At 67.1% G+C, this 16547-nt stretch carries 15 protein-coding genes, 2 tRNA genes and 1 pseudogene; 10 read left to right on the top strand and 8 right to left on the bottom strand.

Going from position 1 to position 16547, the window contains the following annotated elements; translation table 11 throughout:
• Positions 1–32: 32 nt before the first annotated feature.
• The 4 genes from OHS58_RS37295 to OHS58_RS37280 all read left to right on the top strand — a co-directional run bounded on the left by OHS58_RS37295 (position 33) and on the right by OHS58_RS37280 (position 3932).
• On the top strand, positions 33–1076 hold the full coding sequence (locus tag OHS58_RS37295) for an AAA family ATPase (protein WP_328645540.1): 1044 nt from the start codon (positions 33–35) through the stop codon (positions 1074–1076).
• Positions 1077–1200: 124 nt separating this feature from the next.
• Entirely contained in the window at positions 1201–2319 is a 1119-nt protein-coding gene (locus OHS58_RS37290; protein ID WP_328645539.1) for an SPOR domain-containing protein, read from the top strand.
• A gap of 204 nt (positions 2320–2523) precedes the next feature.
• Positions 2524–2742, top strand: coding sequence for a helix-turn-helix domain-containing protein (locus OHS58_RS37285; protein WP_328645538.1), 219 nt, complete (start codon positions 2524–2526; stop codon positions 2740–2742).
• Positions 2742–3932, top strand: coding sequence for a tyrosine-type recombinase/integrase (locus OHS58_RS37280; RefSeq protein ID WP_328645537.1), 1191 nt, complete (start codon positions 2742–2744; stop codon positions 3930–3932). Before OHS58_RS37285 ends, OHS58_RS37280 begins: the two co-directional genes overlap by 1 nt.
• 64 nt (positions 3933–3996) lie before the next feature.
• On the opposite strand, the gene OHS58_RS37275 is transcribed toward OHS58_RS37280, so the two are convergent.
• Positions 3997–4069 (bottom strand) — tRNA-Ala (locus tag OHS58_RS37275).
• Between the two features lie 32 nt (positions 4070–4101).
• The gene (locus OHS58_RS37270) at positions 4102–4269 is read right to left on the bottom strand and encodes a DLW-39 family protein (RefSeq protein WP_086679331.1); all 168 of its coding nucleotides are present in this window, start codon (positions 4267–4269) and stop codon (positions 4102–4104) included.
• Positions 4270–4610: 341 nt separating this feature from the next.
• On the opposite strand from OHS58_RS37270, the gene OHS58_RS37265 reads away from it, so the two are divergent.
• The 5 genes and pseudogenes from OHS58_RS37265 (at position 4611) to OHS58_RS37245 (ending at position 8843) form a co-directional block, all read left to right on the top strand.
• On the top strand, positions 4611–5414 hold the full coding sequence (locus OHS58_RS37265) for an SDR family oxidoreductase (protein WP_328645536.1): 804 nt from the start codon (positions 4611–4613) through the stop codon (positions 5412–5414).
• A 58-nt stretch (positions 5415–5472) separates the two neighbouring features.
• Complete coding sequence (locus OHS58_RS37260) at positions 5473–6345, top strand: MmyB family transcriptional regulator (RefSeq protein WP_328645535.1); 873 nt, start codon at positions 5473–5475, stop codon at positions 6343–6345.
• Positions 6346–6419: 74 nt separating this feature from the next.
• Positions 6420–7478, top strand: a pseudogene (locus tag OHS58_RS37255) (DUF3631 domain-containing protein); the annotation flags it as partial.
• Positions 7475–7705 carry a helix-turn-helix domain-containing protein gene (locus OHS58_RS37250; RefSeq protein ID WP_328645534.1) on the top strand — a complete coding sequence of 77 codons (231 nt, stop codon included), beginning with the start codon at positions 7475–7477 and terminating at the stop codon, positions 7703–7705. The pseudogene OHS58_RS37255 and the gene OHS58_RS37250, both read left to right, overlap by 4 nt.
• 61 nt (positions 7706–7766) lie before the next feature.
• Positions 7767–8843: a site-specific integrase gene (locus OHS58_RS37245; protein ID WP_328645533.1), complete on the top strand. Its 1077-nt coding sequence runs from the start codon at positions 7767–7769 to the stop codon at positions 8841–8843.
• 112 nt (positions 8844–8955) lie between these two features.
• Here OHS58_RS37245 and OHS58_RS48835 read toward each other — a convergent pair whose 3' ends face one another.
• Positions 8956–10107 (bottom strand): caspase family protein, encoded by a 1152-nt coding sequence (locus OHS58_RS48835; protein ID WP_442875488.1) that lies wholly within the window; start codon positions 10105–10107, stop codon positions 8956–8958.
• A complete protein-coding gene (locus OHS58_RS37240) occupies positions 10100–10486 on the bottom strand; it encodes a hypothetical protein (protein ID WP_328645532.1) in 387 nt (128 codons plus the stop codon). The genes OHS58_RS48835 and OHS58_RS37240 overlap by 8 nt, the downstream gene beginning before the upstream one ends.
• A gap of 147 nt (positions 10487–10633) precedes the next feature.
• On the opposite strand from OHS58_RS37240, the gene OHS58_RS37235 reads away from it, so the two are divergent.
• Positions 10634–10840: a hypothetical protein gene (locus OHS58_RS37235; protein ID WP_328645531.1), complete on the top strand. Its 207-nt coding sequence runs from the start codon at positions 10634–10636 to the stop codon at positions 10838–10840.
• A 127-nt stretch (positions 10841–10967) separates the two neighbouring features.
• Here OHS58_RS37235 and OHS58_RS37230 read toward each other — a convergent pair.
• From OHS58_RS37230 to gyrB, 4 genes are all read right to left on the bottom strand, one after another.
• Positions 10968–11041: transfer RNA gene (locus tag OHS58_RS37230), tRNA-Ile, on the bottom strand.
• A gap of 49 nt (positions 11042–11090) precedes the next feature.
• The gene (locus tag OHS58_RS37225; RefSeq protein ID WP_247059658.1) at positions 11091–11765 is read right to left on the bottom strand and encodes a DUF3566 domain-containing protein; all 675 of its coding nucleotides are present in this window, start codon (positions 11763–11765) and stop codon (positions 11091–11093) included.
• 38 nt (positions 11766–11803) lie between these two features.
• Positions 11804–14398, bottom strand: a complete 2595-nt coding sequence (gene gyrA, locus OHS58_RS37220) for a DNA gyrase subunit A (RefSeq protein WP_326945431.1) — start codon at positions 14396–14398, stop codon at positions 11804–11806.
• 51 nt (positions 14399–14449) lie between these two features.
• The gene (gene gyrB, locus OHS58_RS37215) at positions 14450–16417 is read right to left on the bottom strand and encodes a DNA topoisomerase (ATP-hydrolyzing) subunit B (protein ID WP_326945430.1); all 1968 of its coding nucleotides are present in this window, start codon (positions 16415–16417) and stop codon (positions 14450–14452) included.
• Positions 16418–16547: the final 130 nt, after the last annotated feature.

Below are 16547 nucleotides of genomic sequence, written 5' to 3'. Positions count from 1 at the left end.
CGCACGTTGTCACGTCCCTGGAGGTCCGAACCATGACCACGCCCCGGCCACTGGCCGCCGTCCCGGCACCACCTGCCCGCCGCACCCGGTGGACAGATGCGGAGCTGATGCGAGAGGAGTTCCCGCCGCCGAAGTGGGCCGTGCCCGGTCTGCTCGCGGAAGGGCTGAACCTGCTGGCCGGCGCGCCGAAGCTCGGGAAATCGTGGCTGTCACTCGGGTTCGGCGCCGATATCGCCAACGGCGACCCCGTCCTGGGATCGATCGACGTCGAACGCGGCCCCGTCCTCTACTGCGCCTTGGAAGACACCGGACGCCGGCTGCAGCGCCGCCGGCGGCAGATGCTCGCCGCCGGCGGCCGGGCCGCACCGCTACTCACCCTCGAAACCGCCTGCCCCACGATGACGAACGGCGGCGACGCCGTGCTGGTCGAGTGGCTGGAGGAAAACCCGCACGCTCGGCTGGTCATCATCGACACCTTCGAGAAGATGCGCGGCACGGACGCGGCCGGGTCATCGGCCTACAGCGCCGACTACGCCGCCGCTGGCCGGTTCAAGCAGCTGGCCGACCACTACAGCGTCCCGTTCCTGCTCATCCACCACGTCCGCAAGCAGAGCGCCGAAGACTGGCAAAACCTCGTCTCCGGCACCGCCGGCATCACCGGCGCGGTCGACGCGACCCTCGTGCTCGAGCGCGCCCGTGGTCAGGCGGACGGGGTGCTGCACGTGACCGGCCGCGACGTCGAAGAAGCCGACTACGCCATGAGCTTCGATGCCCAGTCCGGTGCGTGGACCAAGCTCGACGGCCCGGCGACCGATCACCTCGTGCAGAACGGGCGAGCGGACATTCTTCGGCTGCTGCGCGAGCACGGCCCGCTCAAGCCGGCCCGGATCGCCGAAGCGCTCGACCTGAACCCGGCCACCGTCCGCAAGACGTGCTCGCGGATGGCCGGTGACGGCCAGCTGCGCGTCGCCCCGAACGGCACCTACAGCCCACCGGAGCCCGGTGACACCAGCGACACCTCGCAGCTGTCACACCTGCCGCACCTGTCACCACAAGCCGCTGACCAGCACGAATAGGTGTGACAGCAGGTGTGACACCCCCGCGAGCTGTCACACCCCAGCCGTCACCGCCGTGACGCCTGCCCATACCGGGTGGGGACGTGACAAAGCCCAGGTCAACGTGCCGAGAGGAGAACCCCGGATGTGTCGCTCAAGCGCTGAAGGCGGACGCCGATGCAACGGACGCAGCTGCGGCGCCGCCGGCGCCCGACTCCGCCAGCAACGCAGCCGCGCCCGCCGCGGCCTCGAAACCGCCTACGCCACCGGCGACCCGGCCGCGGTCGCCACCGCCGCAGCGAAGTACACCGCCGTCACCGGCCACCCGCTACCCGAAGTCGACCAGTTCGCCGGCGACCTACACGCCCCGCCCGCGCCGACCGCGCCCACCATCTCCGGCCAGTTCGCCGGCGAGCTGACCACACCAACCGAGCCGACCGCACAGGAGGACCCCATGCCGAAGCCCGAACCCCAGCCCAGCAAGCCGGAACCGGCCAGCACTCCGTCCGGGTCGACCGAGGACCGCGTCCGTGACGCAGTGGCCAAGCTGGCCGCGCAAGGCGAATGGGTCGGCATCATCGACGTCCGCAAGGCACTCGGGGACGTCGACCACGACGAGGTAACCCGGGTCCTGCTGAAGATGAACCGCAACGACCCCAACGTCCACATGGTGCCGGAGGACAACCGCAAGGCCCTCACCGACGCAGACCACGCCGCGGCGGTCGAGATCGGCGGCGACGCCCAGCACGCCATGCGAATCGAGCGCCCGCGCGACACCAGCGCGAAGGACCGCGTGCAGGCCGCCGGCGTCGGCAACGCCAGCGCGGACGACCTCGCCCAGGCCCTGCGTGACCCGCTGACCCCGTCACGGACCTACGACGAGATCCGAGCCGAGCAGAAACGCCGTGAGCAGCAGGTTGTCACGTCCCCGGCTCCAGCTGACGCGACGCCGGCGAACGAGACGGCACGCGTCGAAACCCAACCGCCCGCAACGGCCGAGCAGCGCGTCCGCGACGTCTACCGCGAGTTGGCCAGCAGGCCGCAGGGCTGGGTGCGCCTTAGTGACGTCCGCGAGCGGCTCGGAGCCACGCTCCCGCGCGACGAGGTCGACAAAGCCCTGCAGGCCATGACGCGGACCGGGCGGGTCCACCTCTCCCCGGACTCCGACCGCCGTGGCCTCACCCAGGTCGACCACGACTCCGCCGTGCGGATCGGCCGAGAAGACAACCACCTTCTCGCTATCGAGCCGGACGACGACGAGTAGCTGCCTGACCTGCACGTTGTCACGTCCCCGGCAGGTGTGACACCAGCGACCACCCCATGGGTGTCACACCTGTCACTCCGTCACTCAACCTGCCCTGACCAGCACAAACAGGTGTGACACCTGCTGTGACACCTCGACCTCGGAGGACAGAGCCATGACGCGTTCCGCCGCCAGCATCCGCCTGCACGAAAGGTCTACCACGCCATGGATTCCGCGCGCACTGGTGAGCGCTACCTCAACGTCGAACAGGTCGCCGAGTTGCTCGGGACCACGGTGCGGTTCCCGCGCCGCCTGATCGAAGAACGGCGAATCGAGTTCGTCAAGCTCGGACGACACGTGCGCATCGCGGAAAGCGTGCTGGCCGAGTTCATCGCTTCAAACACCGTTTCACCTCGAACAACGGCTTTTAGGGGGGCTGCCTGATGGCTAGCAATCGACGCGACTGGGGCCGAATTCGACAGCTCAAGTCTGGCCGGTGGCAGGCTCGGTACCCGGGGCCGGACGGCGCTCTGCGGCCGGCGCCCGAGACCTTCGAGACGCGCAAGCTGGCGTCGTCCTGGTTGGCGGAGAAGCGCACGGAAATCATTCGCGACGACTGGGTCAACCCGGACTCCGGGAAGGTGCCTTTCATGGCCTACGCCACGACGTGGGTCGCGGAACGGAAGCTCAGCGACACGACACGCGAGCGCTACGAAGGCATCGTGCGTAACCACTACGCGCCGACGTTCGGCGAGCTGACGGTGGCCGGCATCAAGGAAGCGACGGTGCGCCGGTGGCGGAGCGAATTGCTTGCGCGGAAGGTCGGCGAACCCACGGTCGCGAAGGCGTACCGCCTGCTGCGCGCGATCTACAACACGGCGGTGGACGAGGACCGGATCGTGAAGCGGAACCCTTGCCGCATCAAGCGCGCCGGCGAGGACAACTCCGCCGAACGGCCGGTGCTGACGATTCGCCAGGTGTACGCCGTCGCCGACGCGATCCAGCCGCGGTATCGGATGCTCATCCTGCTGGCCACGTTCACGTCGCCTCGGTTCGGCGAGCTAGCCGCACTTCGGCGGCGAGACGTCGACCTCGAACGCCGGGAAATTCGGGTGCTGCGCTCGCAAGCAGAACTGCGGGGCGGCTCGACGATCAAGGGACCGAAGAGCGAGGCCGGGAAGCGACGCGTGGCCGTTCCGAAGGCGATCGTGAGCGAGCTGCGCGAGCACATCGGGCGGTACGCCGAACCGGGCGCGGACGGCCTGGTGTTCGTCGGCCCGCAGGGCGGTCGGCTCCGCCGGCACAACTTCCGCCGGGTGTGGGTCAAAGCCCGGAAGGCCGCGCGGATCCCCGATGACGTGCACTTTCACGACCTGCGGCACAGCGGCAACGAGCTGGCTGCCGAGGGAGGCGCGACGACGCGGGAGCTGATGGCGCGGATGGGCCACTCGACCACGCGGGCCGCCCTGATCTACCAGCGCGCGCGGCGGGAGCGTGACCACACGATCGCCGACGCGATGAGCGGCAACATCGAGCAGGCCCGGCGACGTCCGCAGGGCAAGAGGAGCCGGAAAAGTGCCCGCCGGCGAGGTGAGGGGCACGCAGGGGGCACGACGGGCAGCACGGCCGCCTGACACGACGAAGGCCAGGTCAGCGGAAACACCGCTTGACCTGGCCTTTGTCACGTCCCTGGGGTTGTGGAGCTGAGGGGAATCGAACCCCTGACCCCCGCCTTGCAAAGGCGGTGCTCTACCAATTGAGCTACAGCCCCGGGTGCGGGCGGCGGACCGCCCGCACGAAGACTCAGTTGTGGGACGCGCCCGCCGGCTTGGCCGGGGTGGTTCCGTTGTTGGAGGGGACCGGAGCGGTCGCCTCGCGCCAGAGGTCGGCCTCGGCCTTCGCCGCCTTGTTGCGCTTGACCACGAACAGGACGCCGCCCGCGATAACCGCGAGTGCCAGCAGCTTCTTCACCGAAGCCCCCTTCTCAGCTTGCTTCCCTTACCCCGCGATGTTACCGGACCGGCCGGGCACGAGATCGACCGGTGCCGTAGCGCCGTGTTCCACGTGGAACCACTGGAACCACCAGTAACCCACGTCACACCAGGCCGGAAATACCGCACCGAGCGCCGTCGTTGTACAAGGTGGTCGACCCCCAACTCAGCCCTGCCGGCACTTCTCTTCCCGGCAGGGCTGACCTGTACCCAGGATCGTGGCTCTCGCAGTACCTGGATCACCAGGATCTCCCAGCCGTCCAGAACGCCTGCCAACCTGGTCGAGCACTGCGGTTTCCACGACAAAAGGAATGACGACCAATGGCGGACGGCCGATTCACCACTCACGCGGACCTTTTCGATCTGAGTGGGAAGTACGCACTTGTCACTGGCGGCACCAAGGGCATCGGGATGATGATCGCGCGCGGCCTTCTGCAGGCGGGCGCCCACGTCGTCATCAGCTCACGCAATGCGGATACGTGCGCGCAGGCCCAGGATCTGCTGTCCGAATTCGGCGACGTTCGAGCAATTCCCGCCGACCTTTCCAGGCACGACGAATGTCAGCGCCTCGCCGATCTTGTCGAGGCCGGCTCGGAACGCCTGGACATCCTCGTCAACAACGCGGGAGCGATGTGGCGCGAGCCGCTGGAGACATTCCCGGACGAAGCCTGGGACACGGTGATCGACCTCAACCTCAAGTCGCCGTTCTGGCTGGTGCAGGCGCTGCTCCCCGCACTTCGCAGGGCGGGCACCGCCGACGATCCCGCGCGGGTCGTCAACATCGGCAGTATCGCCGCCATCCACGTCGCCGCGTCGCCCAACTACTCGTACGCCAGCAGCAAAGCGGGACTCCACCAGCTCACCAGGGTGCTCGCCAGGGAACTGGGCCCACAACACGTCACGGTGAACGCGGTGGCCCCAGGACCGTTCCCGTCGCAGATGATGGCGTCCACGCTCGACGCCATCGGCGACACGATCGCGGCGAAGGCCCCGCTGCGCCGGCTCGGCCGCGACGACGACATGGCGGGTATCGCCGTGTTCCTCGCCAGCCGGGCCGCGTCCTACCTCACGGGCACCATCATCCCGGTCGACGGCGGCATCGCCACGACCGCAACAGGTACCTAGGCGTCGGGGGTACCAGCAGAACCTCCCTCCGCCTGCGGACAACGCCTACGGTGACGAGGTGGCCACGATCGATCTGCGCACCGAGATCAAGGAATTCCTGAGCTCCCGTCGCGCGCGGATCACGCCCGAGCGGGCCGGACTGCCCGCCTACGGCGGCAACCGCAGGGTCAAAGGCCTGCGTCGCGAAGAGGTAGCTCTGCTGGCAGGAGTATCGGTCGACTACTACGTGCGCATGGAGCGCGGCGGCCTCGCCGGCACTTCCGACGGAGTGCTCGACGCGTTGGCCGCCGCCCTGCAGCTCGACGAGGCCGAGCGCGATCACCTGCTCCACCTCGCGCGGCAGTCCAGAGCCCCCAGCGTTCCACGCCGCCGGCGACCCGCCTTGACGGTGCGTCCGGCGCTTCAACAGGTGCTCAACGCCATCACCGATGCGCCGGCGTGGATTTGCAACGGCCGTTATGACGTACTGGCCGTGAATCACCTCGCCCGCGCGCTGTATTCACCGGTGCTGGCCGACACGCGACGACCGGCGAACACCGCGCGGTTCTTGTACCTGAATCCCGAATCGGCAAGAAAGTTCTTCGTCGACTACGACCGAATCGCCCGCGACACGGCCGCGAAGCTCCGCATGGAAGCCGGCCGCAATCCGCACGACGAGGAGCTCATCGCTCTGGTCGGCGAATTGTCGACGCGCAGCGAACTATTTCGCCAGCGGTGGGCTTCCCAGGACGTTCGGCTCCACCGGTCCGGCCGCAAGCGTCTGCACCACCCGGTAGTGGGCCAGCTCGACCTGGACGTCGAGTCGATGGAGCTGCCCGCTGAACCCGGCTTGCACCTGACCGTCTACACCGCCCCCGCCGGCACGCCGACCGCGGACGGTCTGGCCCTGTTGGCGTCGTGGGCGGCCAGCCAGGAGAACCTGGTGCGGTGACCTTCAAGGTTCACCGGGATTGGTGGTAGTCGCCCAGGTCACGCGAAGCCCGGCTCGCACATCGCGAATCGGGCATCACGCCGGCTGCGATCTTCCGGATGCTCGCCGACGGCCCGATGACGCTCCTGTTCGACGAGATCGACGCCGTGTTCAACCCGAAGACGGGCGGGAACAACGAAGACCTCCGCGCGCTGCTGAACGCGGGCTACAAGCGCTCGGCGACCGTGACGAGGTGCGTCGGCGACGCCAAGAGCATGAACGTGACCCGGTTCCCGGTCTACGCGCCGGTCGCGCTCGCCGGAATCGCCGGCGGAATGCCGGACACGATCACCACGCGGGCGATCACCGTGCACATGCGCAAGCGCCGCTTTGACGAAGTGGTCGAGGAGTTCATCGAAGAGGACGTCGAACGCGAGTCGGCGCCGGTACGAGCCGAGCTGGCGGGGTGGGTCGGACGTGTCGGCGACGAGGTGAGCCGCGCTCGACCGGACCGGCCGGACGGCGTGCGCGACCGCGCCGCGGAGATCTGGCGTCCGCTGCTCGCCATCGCAGATGCGGCCGGCGGGCACTGGCCGCAGACAGCACGTCGCGCCTGCCGCCACTTCGTGCTCGAAGCCAACGCACAACCCGTCTCAGTCGGTGTGCGGCTGCTGGCGGACGTCCGGCAGATCTTCGCCGCGGAGAGCACCGACCGCATGGTGACCGCCGAGCTGATCCGCGAGCTGCACGCCATCGAGAACGGCCCGTGGACCGATCTGCAGGGCAAGCCGCTCGACAGCCGCCGTCTCGCGAAGGAACTCGACCGGTACCTGGTCCGACCGAAAGACCTCAAGGTCAGCGGCAAGACGCTCAAGGGCTACCGCATCGACGGCGATGGCGGCCTCGCCGACGCCTGGAGCCGCTACCTCCCGCCGCTCGAATCGGGCGCGACTGCCGCGACCAGCGCGACCCCGCAGGTCAGCGCCGTACCGGGCGCCGCGGAGTCGCCGAACCTGGCCGCGACCTCCGCGACCGAGGTCGCGGACGGTCGCGGCATCCGAGAGCCGCTCGCACCAGTGCTGATCAGCCCGGTCGCGGAGGTCGCGGACGTCGCGCCCGCCAAGCCGGACCACGACCACGAGGGGGATCGATGAACGCCGTATCCATGCCGGTCGCTGTGCCCGAACGGCACCTCTACCGGATCACCGAAGCGATGCGACTGCTGTCGATGAGCCGCTCGGTCATCTACGAGCAGTTGCGCGCGGGGCGCCTGCGCTCGGTCAAGCAGGGGCGCGCCCGACTCGTGCCGGCGGTCGCCATCCAGGAGTACGTCCAGTTGCTGATGAACGAAGCGGAGGTCAGCTATGACGAAACGGCGTAGCCGCGGAGACGGCGGCCTCCGCTGGTCGGAAAGCCGTCAACGTTGGATCGCGGAGATTACGGTGGGCTACACGCCGGCCGGAAAGCGAAAGGTCCGGTCTGCGTACGGCAAGACGAAGACCGAGGCGAAAGACAAGCTCAGGGAGATGCTCCGCGAGCACGACGACGGGCTTCCGCCGGAAGACCGGTCGTTCACGGTGGCTCAGGCGGTGCGTGACTTCCTCGCGCACGGTCTGCCCCGGCGATCGGCCTCGACTGTCGAGAAGCTGACGATCCTCGCCGACAAGCACATCGTGCCGTTGATCGGTCGCCGTAACGCGCGCGAGCTGACCGCCGACGAGGTCGACACGTGGCTCGCCGGCCGGGCGAAGGTCGTGTCGACGCGGACGTTGCAAGAGCTGCTGTCGCTGCTCCGACGGTCGCTGGCCAGGGCGCAGAAGCGGGAGAAAATCAAGCGCAACGTCGCGCTCCTGTGCGAGGTCCCCGAGGGGCGGGCCGGCCGGCCGTCGAAGTCGCTGACCTTCGAACAGGCCGAGGCCGTGCTCGCGGCCGCTGAGTTCACCTCGATGCGCGCCTACATCGTGATGTCACTGCTGACCGGTGCCCGGACCGAGGAAATGCGGGCCCTCACCTGGTCGCATACCGACTTGGAGGGCCAGCCAGACGTGACGCCGCCCGTCCCACCACATGTCATGGTGTGGCGATCGGTGCGGGAAGGCGGCGACACGAAGACGGCGAAGTCGCGCCGGTCGCTCGCGCTTCCAAAGCGGTGTGTGGACGCCCTACAGGCGCACCAAGAGAAGCAGGCGTTCGCGCGCAGGCTGGCCGGCGGCAACTGGGAGGAGAACGGGCTGGTGTTCGCGTCTGCCGTCGGGCGCGAACTGGACGCGGCCAACGTCCGCCGAGCGTTTCGCCGGGTGCTCAAGAAGGCTGACATGAACCCCGCAGAGTGGACACCACGTGAGTTAAGACACAGTTTCGTGTCACTGCTGTCCGACAATGGCATGGAACTGGAAAAAATTTCACGACTCGTCGGCCACAACGGAACAACGGTGACCGAGAAAGTCTATCGCCATCAGCTGCGGCCAGTGATCCAGCATGGCGCCGAGGCGATGGACAAGATCTTCGCCGGGAACTGAAGGTTCGGAACGATGGAGAGTTGGCCCGAGTCGTCGCCGACTCAGGTCACTCTCCACCCGTTCACGCCAAGGCCGCCGTTGAATCATGCTTGGCGCAATTTGGGCGAACTTGCTAATCGTGTCGCAGGTGAAGGAGTATCAGTAACGAATCTACCAAACTTCCAACTACGTCATCCGATGCCCTGTGAGGGACATGCAAGAACTGGAGGAGCGCAAGCGCTCGGATCGACTCCGGCAAATCGTCAGGTCGCAAGGTGCCGCGAGCACCAAATAGCACTGGAACAACAATCAGATCATTCGACAGTGCAGTGGAAACCTCCTGAACCACCCAGTCATCCGACGCTCGATGTCGAGATTCCCAGCCAGGACCAATAACAACAACTATAATCTTTGAACGAAGGATCTCATCTGAAACTACACGCGCAAGATGAGTCCCCGGCAAAGTTGACCGGGAAGGCGGAAAAACGCTATCCGACCCCAGCTTACTAGCCAACGCTTGACGGAGACTTGAGGCAAAGCGGTGCTCCTTGTCCCCAGCAGCGAGAAAGACGCTCGCCTTCTGAGGATAGTCGTCATGCCTTTCCGACACTGCGGCCGTTAGCTCTCCACCCTTTGGACGGTTGACGTCTTCGACGCGGCGCAACTGCCGAACCATTGCTGCAAGATCTGGCGCACGGTCTGCCGGCTGAGCCTCTATTGCCGCCCGTAGCGCCGCGCCAAGGATGCCGGGCTGATACGGCCATGGCGCCCGTCCAGCCATTAGATAGGTGACCCTAGGCCCGCGATCACCCACAGGAGATGGTTCCGCAGTCCTCCAATTCTCTTGCCATGCAGCCTCGGTCGCACCAACGAAGCAACAATCTAGAATGACGACGATTGACCGGGCCCTTGCGTCAGCAAGGGTCCGACGTACCGTATTCCAGGAGAGACCGGTTAGTTCAGAAGCTCGCGAATCATAATCGCGGGTGGCCAAGACTAGATCGCCAAAGGTAGACACAACACCGTGACCTGAAAAGTACAAGAGAAGCTGATCGTCTGCCTCGGCACACGCATTCGCCAGGGCCCGCACGAACTCATCCCGAGTCGGGTCGACGACAGTCTCGATATCAAGAGCACCGCTGGACTGCCATTTGGCTGCCTCGGCAGCTAAGTCTTCCGCGCCTCGACTACCTGACGGCAAGTCCGGCAACGCCGGGTCGTCATACCTGGCCACGCCGACCAAGACGGCCCGGGACCGCGTACCACGCACCACGCGATCAGACATGGCTGTCTCCTGACCACTTGTTGTCCTCTATACCGTCGTACAGGAAACCTTGTCCGAGACCAAGCGCGTCATAGCGTTCAGCCGACAACCACAGCCGGTCGAACCGATCTAGGACAGCATCGACATCCTCGGTTGGTGCCATCGACGCGAGGATCCGTACGACCTCCAGGAGCAGGGGCAGCTTGGGGGTCTCTCGACAGCTGCTGAACAGCCGATGGATCGCGTCGCGCCCGAAGCGATCCCCTGTCGGGCTGTTCTGCCTCTTGCGCATCTCATCGAGGCTGGGATGGCCTGCCCTCGCATGCAGAAGGTGCAGTTCGATCAGGAGGGCGCGCAGCGGTCCTTCAGGGACACCGTCCGGAAACGCCAACCTCCCCATGAGCTCTCCTGCCCTGTCGCGTCCTAGCGGCTTCTGTCGCAATCCATCGGCGTTCGATGGCCGGGCGTTGCAGGACGGCCGTGCGCCTTGGGGGCGTGGGTTTTCCTAACGGGGTACCGAACGAACCTCACCGAGGAGACAGACCCAATGGCCGGACAGCCGCACGGTGGTGGAGCAGGTAAGCCGCCGTTCATGGAACACCGAACAGTCTTGATCCTGCTCGTCGCCTTCGTCTGCGGCACGGTCGCCGGGGTGCTGACGTTTCTGGCGTACCACAACGTCGCCGGCGCCGTACTTGCCGGGATCGGAGCTGCGGGCGGCGCGATCATCGTTCTTCACCAACTGCTTGATTGACGTCGGCTCTCACCGGGGCCTGTCTCGCGAGGTCTCCTAGGTTACGAGACCGTCAGTCAGGCAGCTAGTCAGGCACGCCGCAAGAAGGCCGGTTCGCGATACATGCGAACCGGCCTTCTACGTGCAGTGGGCCTACCAGGACTTGAACCTGGGACCTCTTCGTTATCAGCGAAGCGCTCTAACCACCTGAGCTATAGGCCCTTGAACGAGGAGAACTTTACAGGACCCCCGAGGGGGCCCTGCAACCGGGTTACTCCCGTTCCGACAGCGTGACTTCCAGGCCTCCGGCGAGGTCGGCCGACACGTTGTAGATGAACGCGCTGACCGTGGCCAGTGCCGACACCAGGACGATGTTGATCGCGCCCAGGATGGCCGCGATGCCGAAAACTCGGCCCGCGCTGATCAGCGGTTCGGAGGACGCGTTCGCGCCTTCGCCGCCGACCAGGGAGGAGTACGTGCCGTTCAGCTTGTCCCAGACGCCCATGCCGTCGAGGACCGTGTAGAGGACGCCGACCGCGACGAGCCAGACGAAGAACATCGCGACGCCCAGCACCAGCGACAGCTTCAGGACCGACCACGGGTCGAACCGCTTGACCTGCAGGCTCGCCCGCCGCGGGCCTCGGCCCGGGCGGCGGAGGGCGCTGGGGCGGGCGCGCTGGGTCGACGCCGACGGGATGGCGGCCGCGGACGGCTCGCCTCCCGGCGGGGTGTCGCCGCCGCCGAAGAGGCGGGGGGCGGCGCTGCCGGTCACCACCGGGTGCTCGGCCGGCGAGACGGTTTGCGTCTCGCCGGCCGGGCGCACCTCGTCCGTGGCCAGCCCGACCGTCGCCTCGGCGTCGCCGCCGTCCTTGCCGACCCGCTGCCAGGGTGGGCTCGACGGAGTCCCGTTCGAACCCGCTGCCTCGGGATTCTCGGATGGTGTCACGAAGAGTCAGTCCTTATCCGTGCCGTGGTGGCGCCGTCTCACTGCTCCGGCGGCGCCGTCGTTTCTTCATCCGCGTCTGTGGTTTCGGCCACTGCTTCCGACACGGCTTCCGCAGTGTCGTCCACCGTGACGTCTGCTTCCACGGTGTCGTCACCGTTGGCGACGTCCGAGGGCTCGTCCGCGTTGCGTGCGACCGCGAGAAGAGTGGTGCCTTCGCCGAGATTCATCAGCCGCACCCCCTTCGTCTGCCGCCCCGCCTTGCGCACGTCGACCGCCGGCGTGCGGATCACGCCGCCGCTCGAGGTGATCGCGTACAGCTCGTCCTCGGCGTCGACGATGAGCGCCCCCACCAGCCTCCCACGTTTGCGGTCGTGCTGGATGGTGAGCACACCCTTGCCACCGCGACCCTGCACCGGGTAGTCCTCGATCGGCGTGCGCTTCGAGTATCCGCCGTCGGTCGCGACCAGCAGGAACTTGTCCGGCTTGACCACACTGATGCCGAGCAGCTCGTCGCCGTCGTTGAACCGCATGCCGAGCACGCCGGACGTCGGGCGGCCCATCGGCCGCAGCGCCTCGTCGGTCGCGTGGAAGCGGATCGACTGGCCCTCGGCCGACACCAGGAGCAGGTCGTCCTCGGCCGCCGCCAGGACCGCGCCGACCAGTTCGTCGCCCTCGCGCAGGTTGATCGCGATGAGGCCGCCGGAGCGGTTGGAGTCGAAGTCGGTGAGCTTGGTCTTCTTCACCAGGCCGCGCTTGGTGGCGAGCACCAGGTACGGCGCGACCTCGTAGTTCTTGATCTCGATGACCTGGGCGATCTTCTCGTCCGGCTGGAACGCCATGAGGTTCGCCACGTGCTGGCCGCGCGCGTTGCGGTTGGCCTCGGGCAGGTCGTACGTCTTGGTCCGGTAGACGCGGCCCTTGTTCGTGAAGAACAGGATCCAGTCGTGCGTCGAGCAGACGAAGAAGTGCTGGACGATGTCGTCCTGCTTCAGCGTCGCGCCCTGCACGCCCTTGCCGCCGCGCTTCTGCGAGCGGTACAGATCCGTCTTCGTCCGCTTCGCGTACCCCGTGCGGGTGATCGTGACGACGACGTCCTCGACCGCGATGAGCTCTTCGTCGGTGACGTCGCCGTTGAAGGCGATGATCTTCGTGCGCCGGTCGTCGCCGTACTTCTCGACGATCGCCATCAGCTCGTCGCGGATGATCGAGCGCTGCCGCTCGGGCTTCTCGAGGATGTCCTTGAGGTCGGCGATCTCCAGCTCGATCTCGGCCAGCTGGTCGATGATCCGCTGCCGCTCGAGGGCGGCCAGGCGCCGCAGCTGCATGTCGAGGATCGCGGTGGCCTGGATCTCGTCGACGTCCAGCAGCTCCATCAGGGCCGGCCGGGCCTCGTCCGCGGACGGCGACCGCCGGATCAGCGCGATGACCTCGTCGAGCGCGTCGAGCGCCTTGACGTACCCACGCAGGATGTGGGCCCGTTCCTCGGCCTTGCGCAGGCGGAAGCGGGTGCGCCGGACGATGACCTCGACCTGGTGCTTCACGTAGTGCCGGATGATCTGGTCGAGCCGCAGCGTGCGCGGCACGCCGTCGACCAGCGCCAGCATGTTGACGCCGAAGTTCTGCTGCAGCTGGGTGTGCTTGAACAGGTTGTTCAGCACGACCTTCGCGACGGCGTCGCGCTTGACCGTGACGACGATCCGCATGCCGGAGCGGCTGTTGGACTCGTCGGCGATGTCGGAGATGCCGGTGAGCTTGCCGTCGCGGACCAGGTTCGCGATGTTCTCGACCAGGTTGTCCGGGTTGACCTGGTACGGCAGCTCGGACACGACCAGGATCGTGCGGCCCTTGACGTCTTCCTCGACCTCGACGACCGCGCGCATCCGAACCGAGCCGCGGCCGGTGCGGTAGGCGTCCTCGATGCCGGACGTGCCGAGGATCATCGCCTTGGTCGGGAAGTCCGGGCCCTTGATCCGCACCAGGAGCGCGGCCAGCAGCTCGTCGTCGTCCGCCTCGGGGTTCTCGAGCGCCCAGACGACGCCCTCGGACACCTCGCGCAGGTTGTGCGGCGGGATGTTCGTCGCCATCCCGACCGCGATCCCGGAACCGCCGTTGACCAGCAGGTTCGGGAAGCGCGACGGCAGGACGTCGGGCTCCTGCGTGCGGCCGTCGTAGTTGTCGCGGAAGTCGACGGTGTCTTCTTCGATGTCCGCCAGCATCTGCATGGCCAGCGGCGCGAGCCGGGACTCGGTGTACCGCATCGCGGCGGCGGGGTCGTTGCCCGACGAGCCGAAGTTGCCCTGGCCGTCGATCAGCGGGTACCGCAGCGACCACGGCTGGGCGAGCCGGACGAGCGCGTCGTAGATCGCCGAGTCGCCGTGCGGGTGGTAGTTGCCCATGACGTCGCCGACGACGCGGGAGCACTTGTTGTACCCGCGGTCCGGCCGGAAGCCGGAGTCGAACATCGAGTACAGGATCCGGCGGGCGACCGGCTTGAGGCCGTCGCGCACGTCCGGCAGCGCGCGCGACACGATCACGCTCATCGCGTAGTCGATGTACGAGCGCTGCATCTCCTGCTGGATGTCGACCGGTTCGATCCGGTCGTGGTCCGGAGCCGGCGGCAGAGTTTCCGTCATGGGTCCTTCTCGAGTGCGGGGGTCCTAGCGGGACAAACGAACGGGGGACGCCTACACGTCCAAGAAGCGCACGTCCTTGGCGTTGCGCGTGATGAACGAGCGGCGGGCCTCGACGTCCTCGCCCATCAGGACGGAGAACAGGTCGTCGGCCTGGGCGGCGTCGTCCATCGTGACGCGCCCCAGCAGCCGGTTGGCCGGGTCCATCGTGGTCTCCCACAGCTCTTCGGCGTTCATCTCGCCGAGACCCTTGTACCGCTGGATCGCGTCGTCCTTCGGCAGCCGCTTGCCGGCCTCGACGCCCGCGCGGATGACGGCGTCACGCTCGTTGTCGGAGTACACGTACTCCGGTTCGGCCCGCGGCCACTTGATCTTGTACAGCGGCGGCCGCGACAGGAAGACGTGGCCGTGCTCGATCAGCGGCTTCATGAACCGGAACAGCAGGGTGAGCAGCAGCGTGGTGATGTGCTGGCCGTCGACGTCGGCGTCGGCCATCAGCACGATCTTGTGGTAGCGCAGCTTCTCGAGGTCGAACTCGTCGTGGATGCCGGTGCCCAGCGCGGTGATCAGCGACTGGACCTCGGTGTTCTTGAGGACGCGGTCGATGCGGGCCTTCTCGACGTTGATGATCTTGCCGCGGATCGGCAGGATCGCCTGGTACATCGAGTCCCGGCCCTCCTTGGCCGAGCCGCCGGCCGAGTCACCCTCGACGATGTAGAGCTCGCACTCCTCCGGCTTGGTGGAGCGGCAGTCCTTCAGCTTGCCGGGCAGGCCGCCGATGTCGAGCGCGCCCTTGCGGCGGACGAGGTCACGCGCCTTGCGCGCGGCCATCCGGGCCTGCGCCGAGGAGATCGACTTGTTGATGATCGTCTTCGCCTCGGCCGGGTTGCGCTCGAACCAGTCGGCCAGCCACTCGTTCGACTGCTGCTGCACGAACGTCTTCGCCTCGCTGTTGCCCAGCTTGGTCTTCGTCTGGCCCTCGAACTGCGGCTCGCTCAGCTTGATCGAGACGATCGCGGCGAGGCCCTCGCGCACGTCGTCACCGGTCAGGTTGGTGTCCTTCTCCTTGAGCAGCTTCTTGTCGCGCGCGTACGTGTTGACGACGCGGGTCAGCGCGGCGCGGAAGCCCTCTTCGTGGGTGCCGCCCTCGTGGGTGTTGATCGTGTTGGCGAACGTGTAGACCGACGGCGTGAACCCGGTGTTCCACTGCATCGCGACCTCGACCTCGAGGCCGGGGCCCTTGGCGTCGAAGGAGATCACGCTGGCGTGGATCGGGTCCTTGCTGCCGTTGATGTGCTTGACGAAGTCTTCGAGCCCGCCCGGGTAGCAGTAGACCTTCTCCTTGACCCGGGCGACCTTGCCTTCGGCGTCCGCCTCGGCTTCCTCGTCGGCGACGCGCTCGTCGCGCAGGGACAGCGTCAGTCCCTTGTTGAGGAACGCCATCTCCTGGAGGCGGCGCGAGATCGTCTCGAAGTTGAAGGTGGTGGTCTCGAAGATGCCGCCGTCGGGCCAGAAGGTGATCGTGGTGCCGGTCTCGGACGCCGGGCCGAGGTCGTCGAGCGAACCAGGGATCTGGTCCGTGTACAGCTGGCGCCAGTCGCGGCCGCCGTACTTGACCTCCGCCAGCAGCCGCGTCGACAGCGCGTTCACCACGGAGATGCCGACGCCGTGCAGGCCGCCGGACACCGCGTAGGAGTCGCTGTCGAACTTGCCGCCCGCGTGCAGCTGGGTGAGCACGACCTCGATGGTCGGCTTGTGCTCCTTGGGGTGCATGTCGACCGGGATGCCGCGGCCGTCGTCGACTACCCGCACCCCACCGTCGGCGAGGAGGGTAACCTCGACCTTGGTGGCGTGGCCCGCCATCGCTTCGTCGACCGAGTTGTCGACGACCTCCTGGACGAGGTGGTGCAGCCCGCGCTCACCGGTGGAACCGATGTACATACCGGGGCGCTTGCGGACCGCTTCAAGGCCTTCGAGCACCGTGATCGATGACGCGTTGTACTCGCTCTTGTTCTCGGTCACAGGCCTTGTTTCTCCTCGTCTCGCCCGAGCGGACGCTCGCTCCCCTCCAGTGTACTTGGCCGTGTCCGCTGACATGCGGCAAGGACACCCCTGAACGCGTCACAGACGGACGAAATCGGTCCGAGCCGAG

It is taken from the genome of Amycolatopsis sp. NBC_00348, from assembly GCF_036114655.1.
Classification (GTDB): Bacteria; Actinomycetota; Actinomycetes; order Mycobacteriales; family Pseudonocardiaceae; genus Amycolatopsis.
Note: the sequence above shows the minus strand (reverse complement) of the source record. Positions and strands in the feature narration are given on the sequence as shown.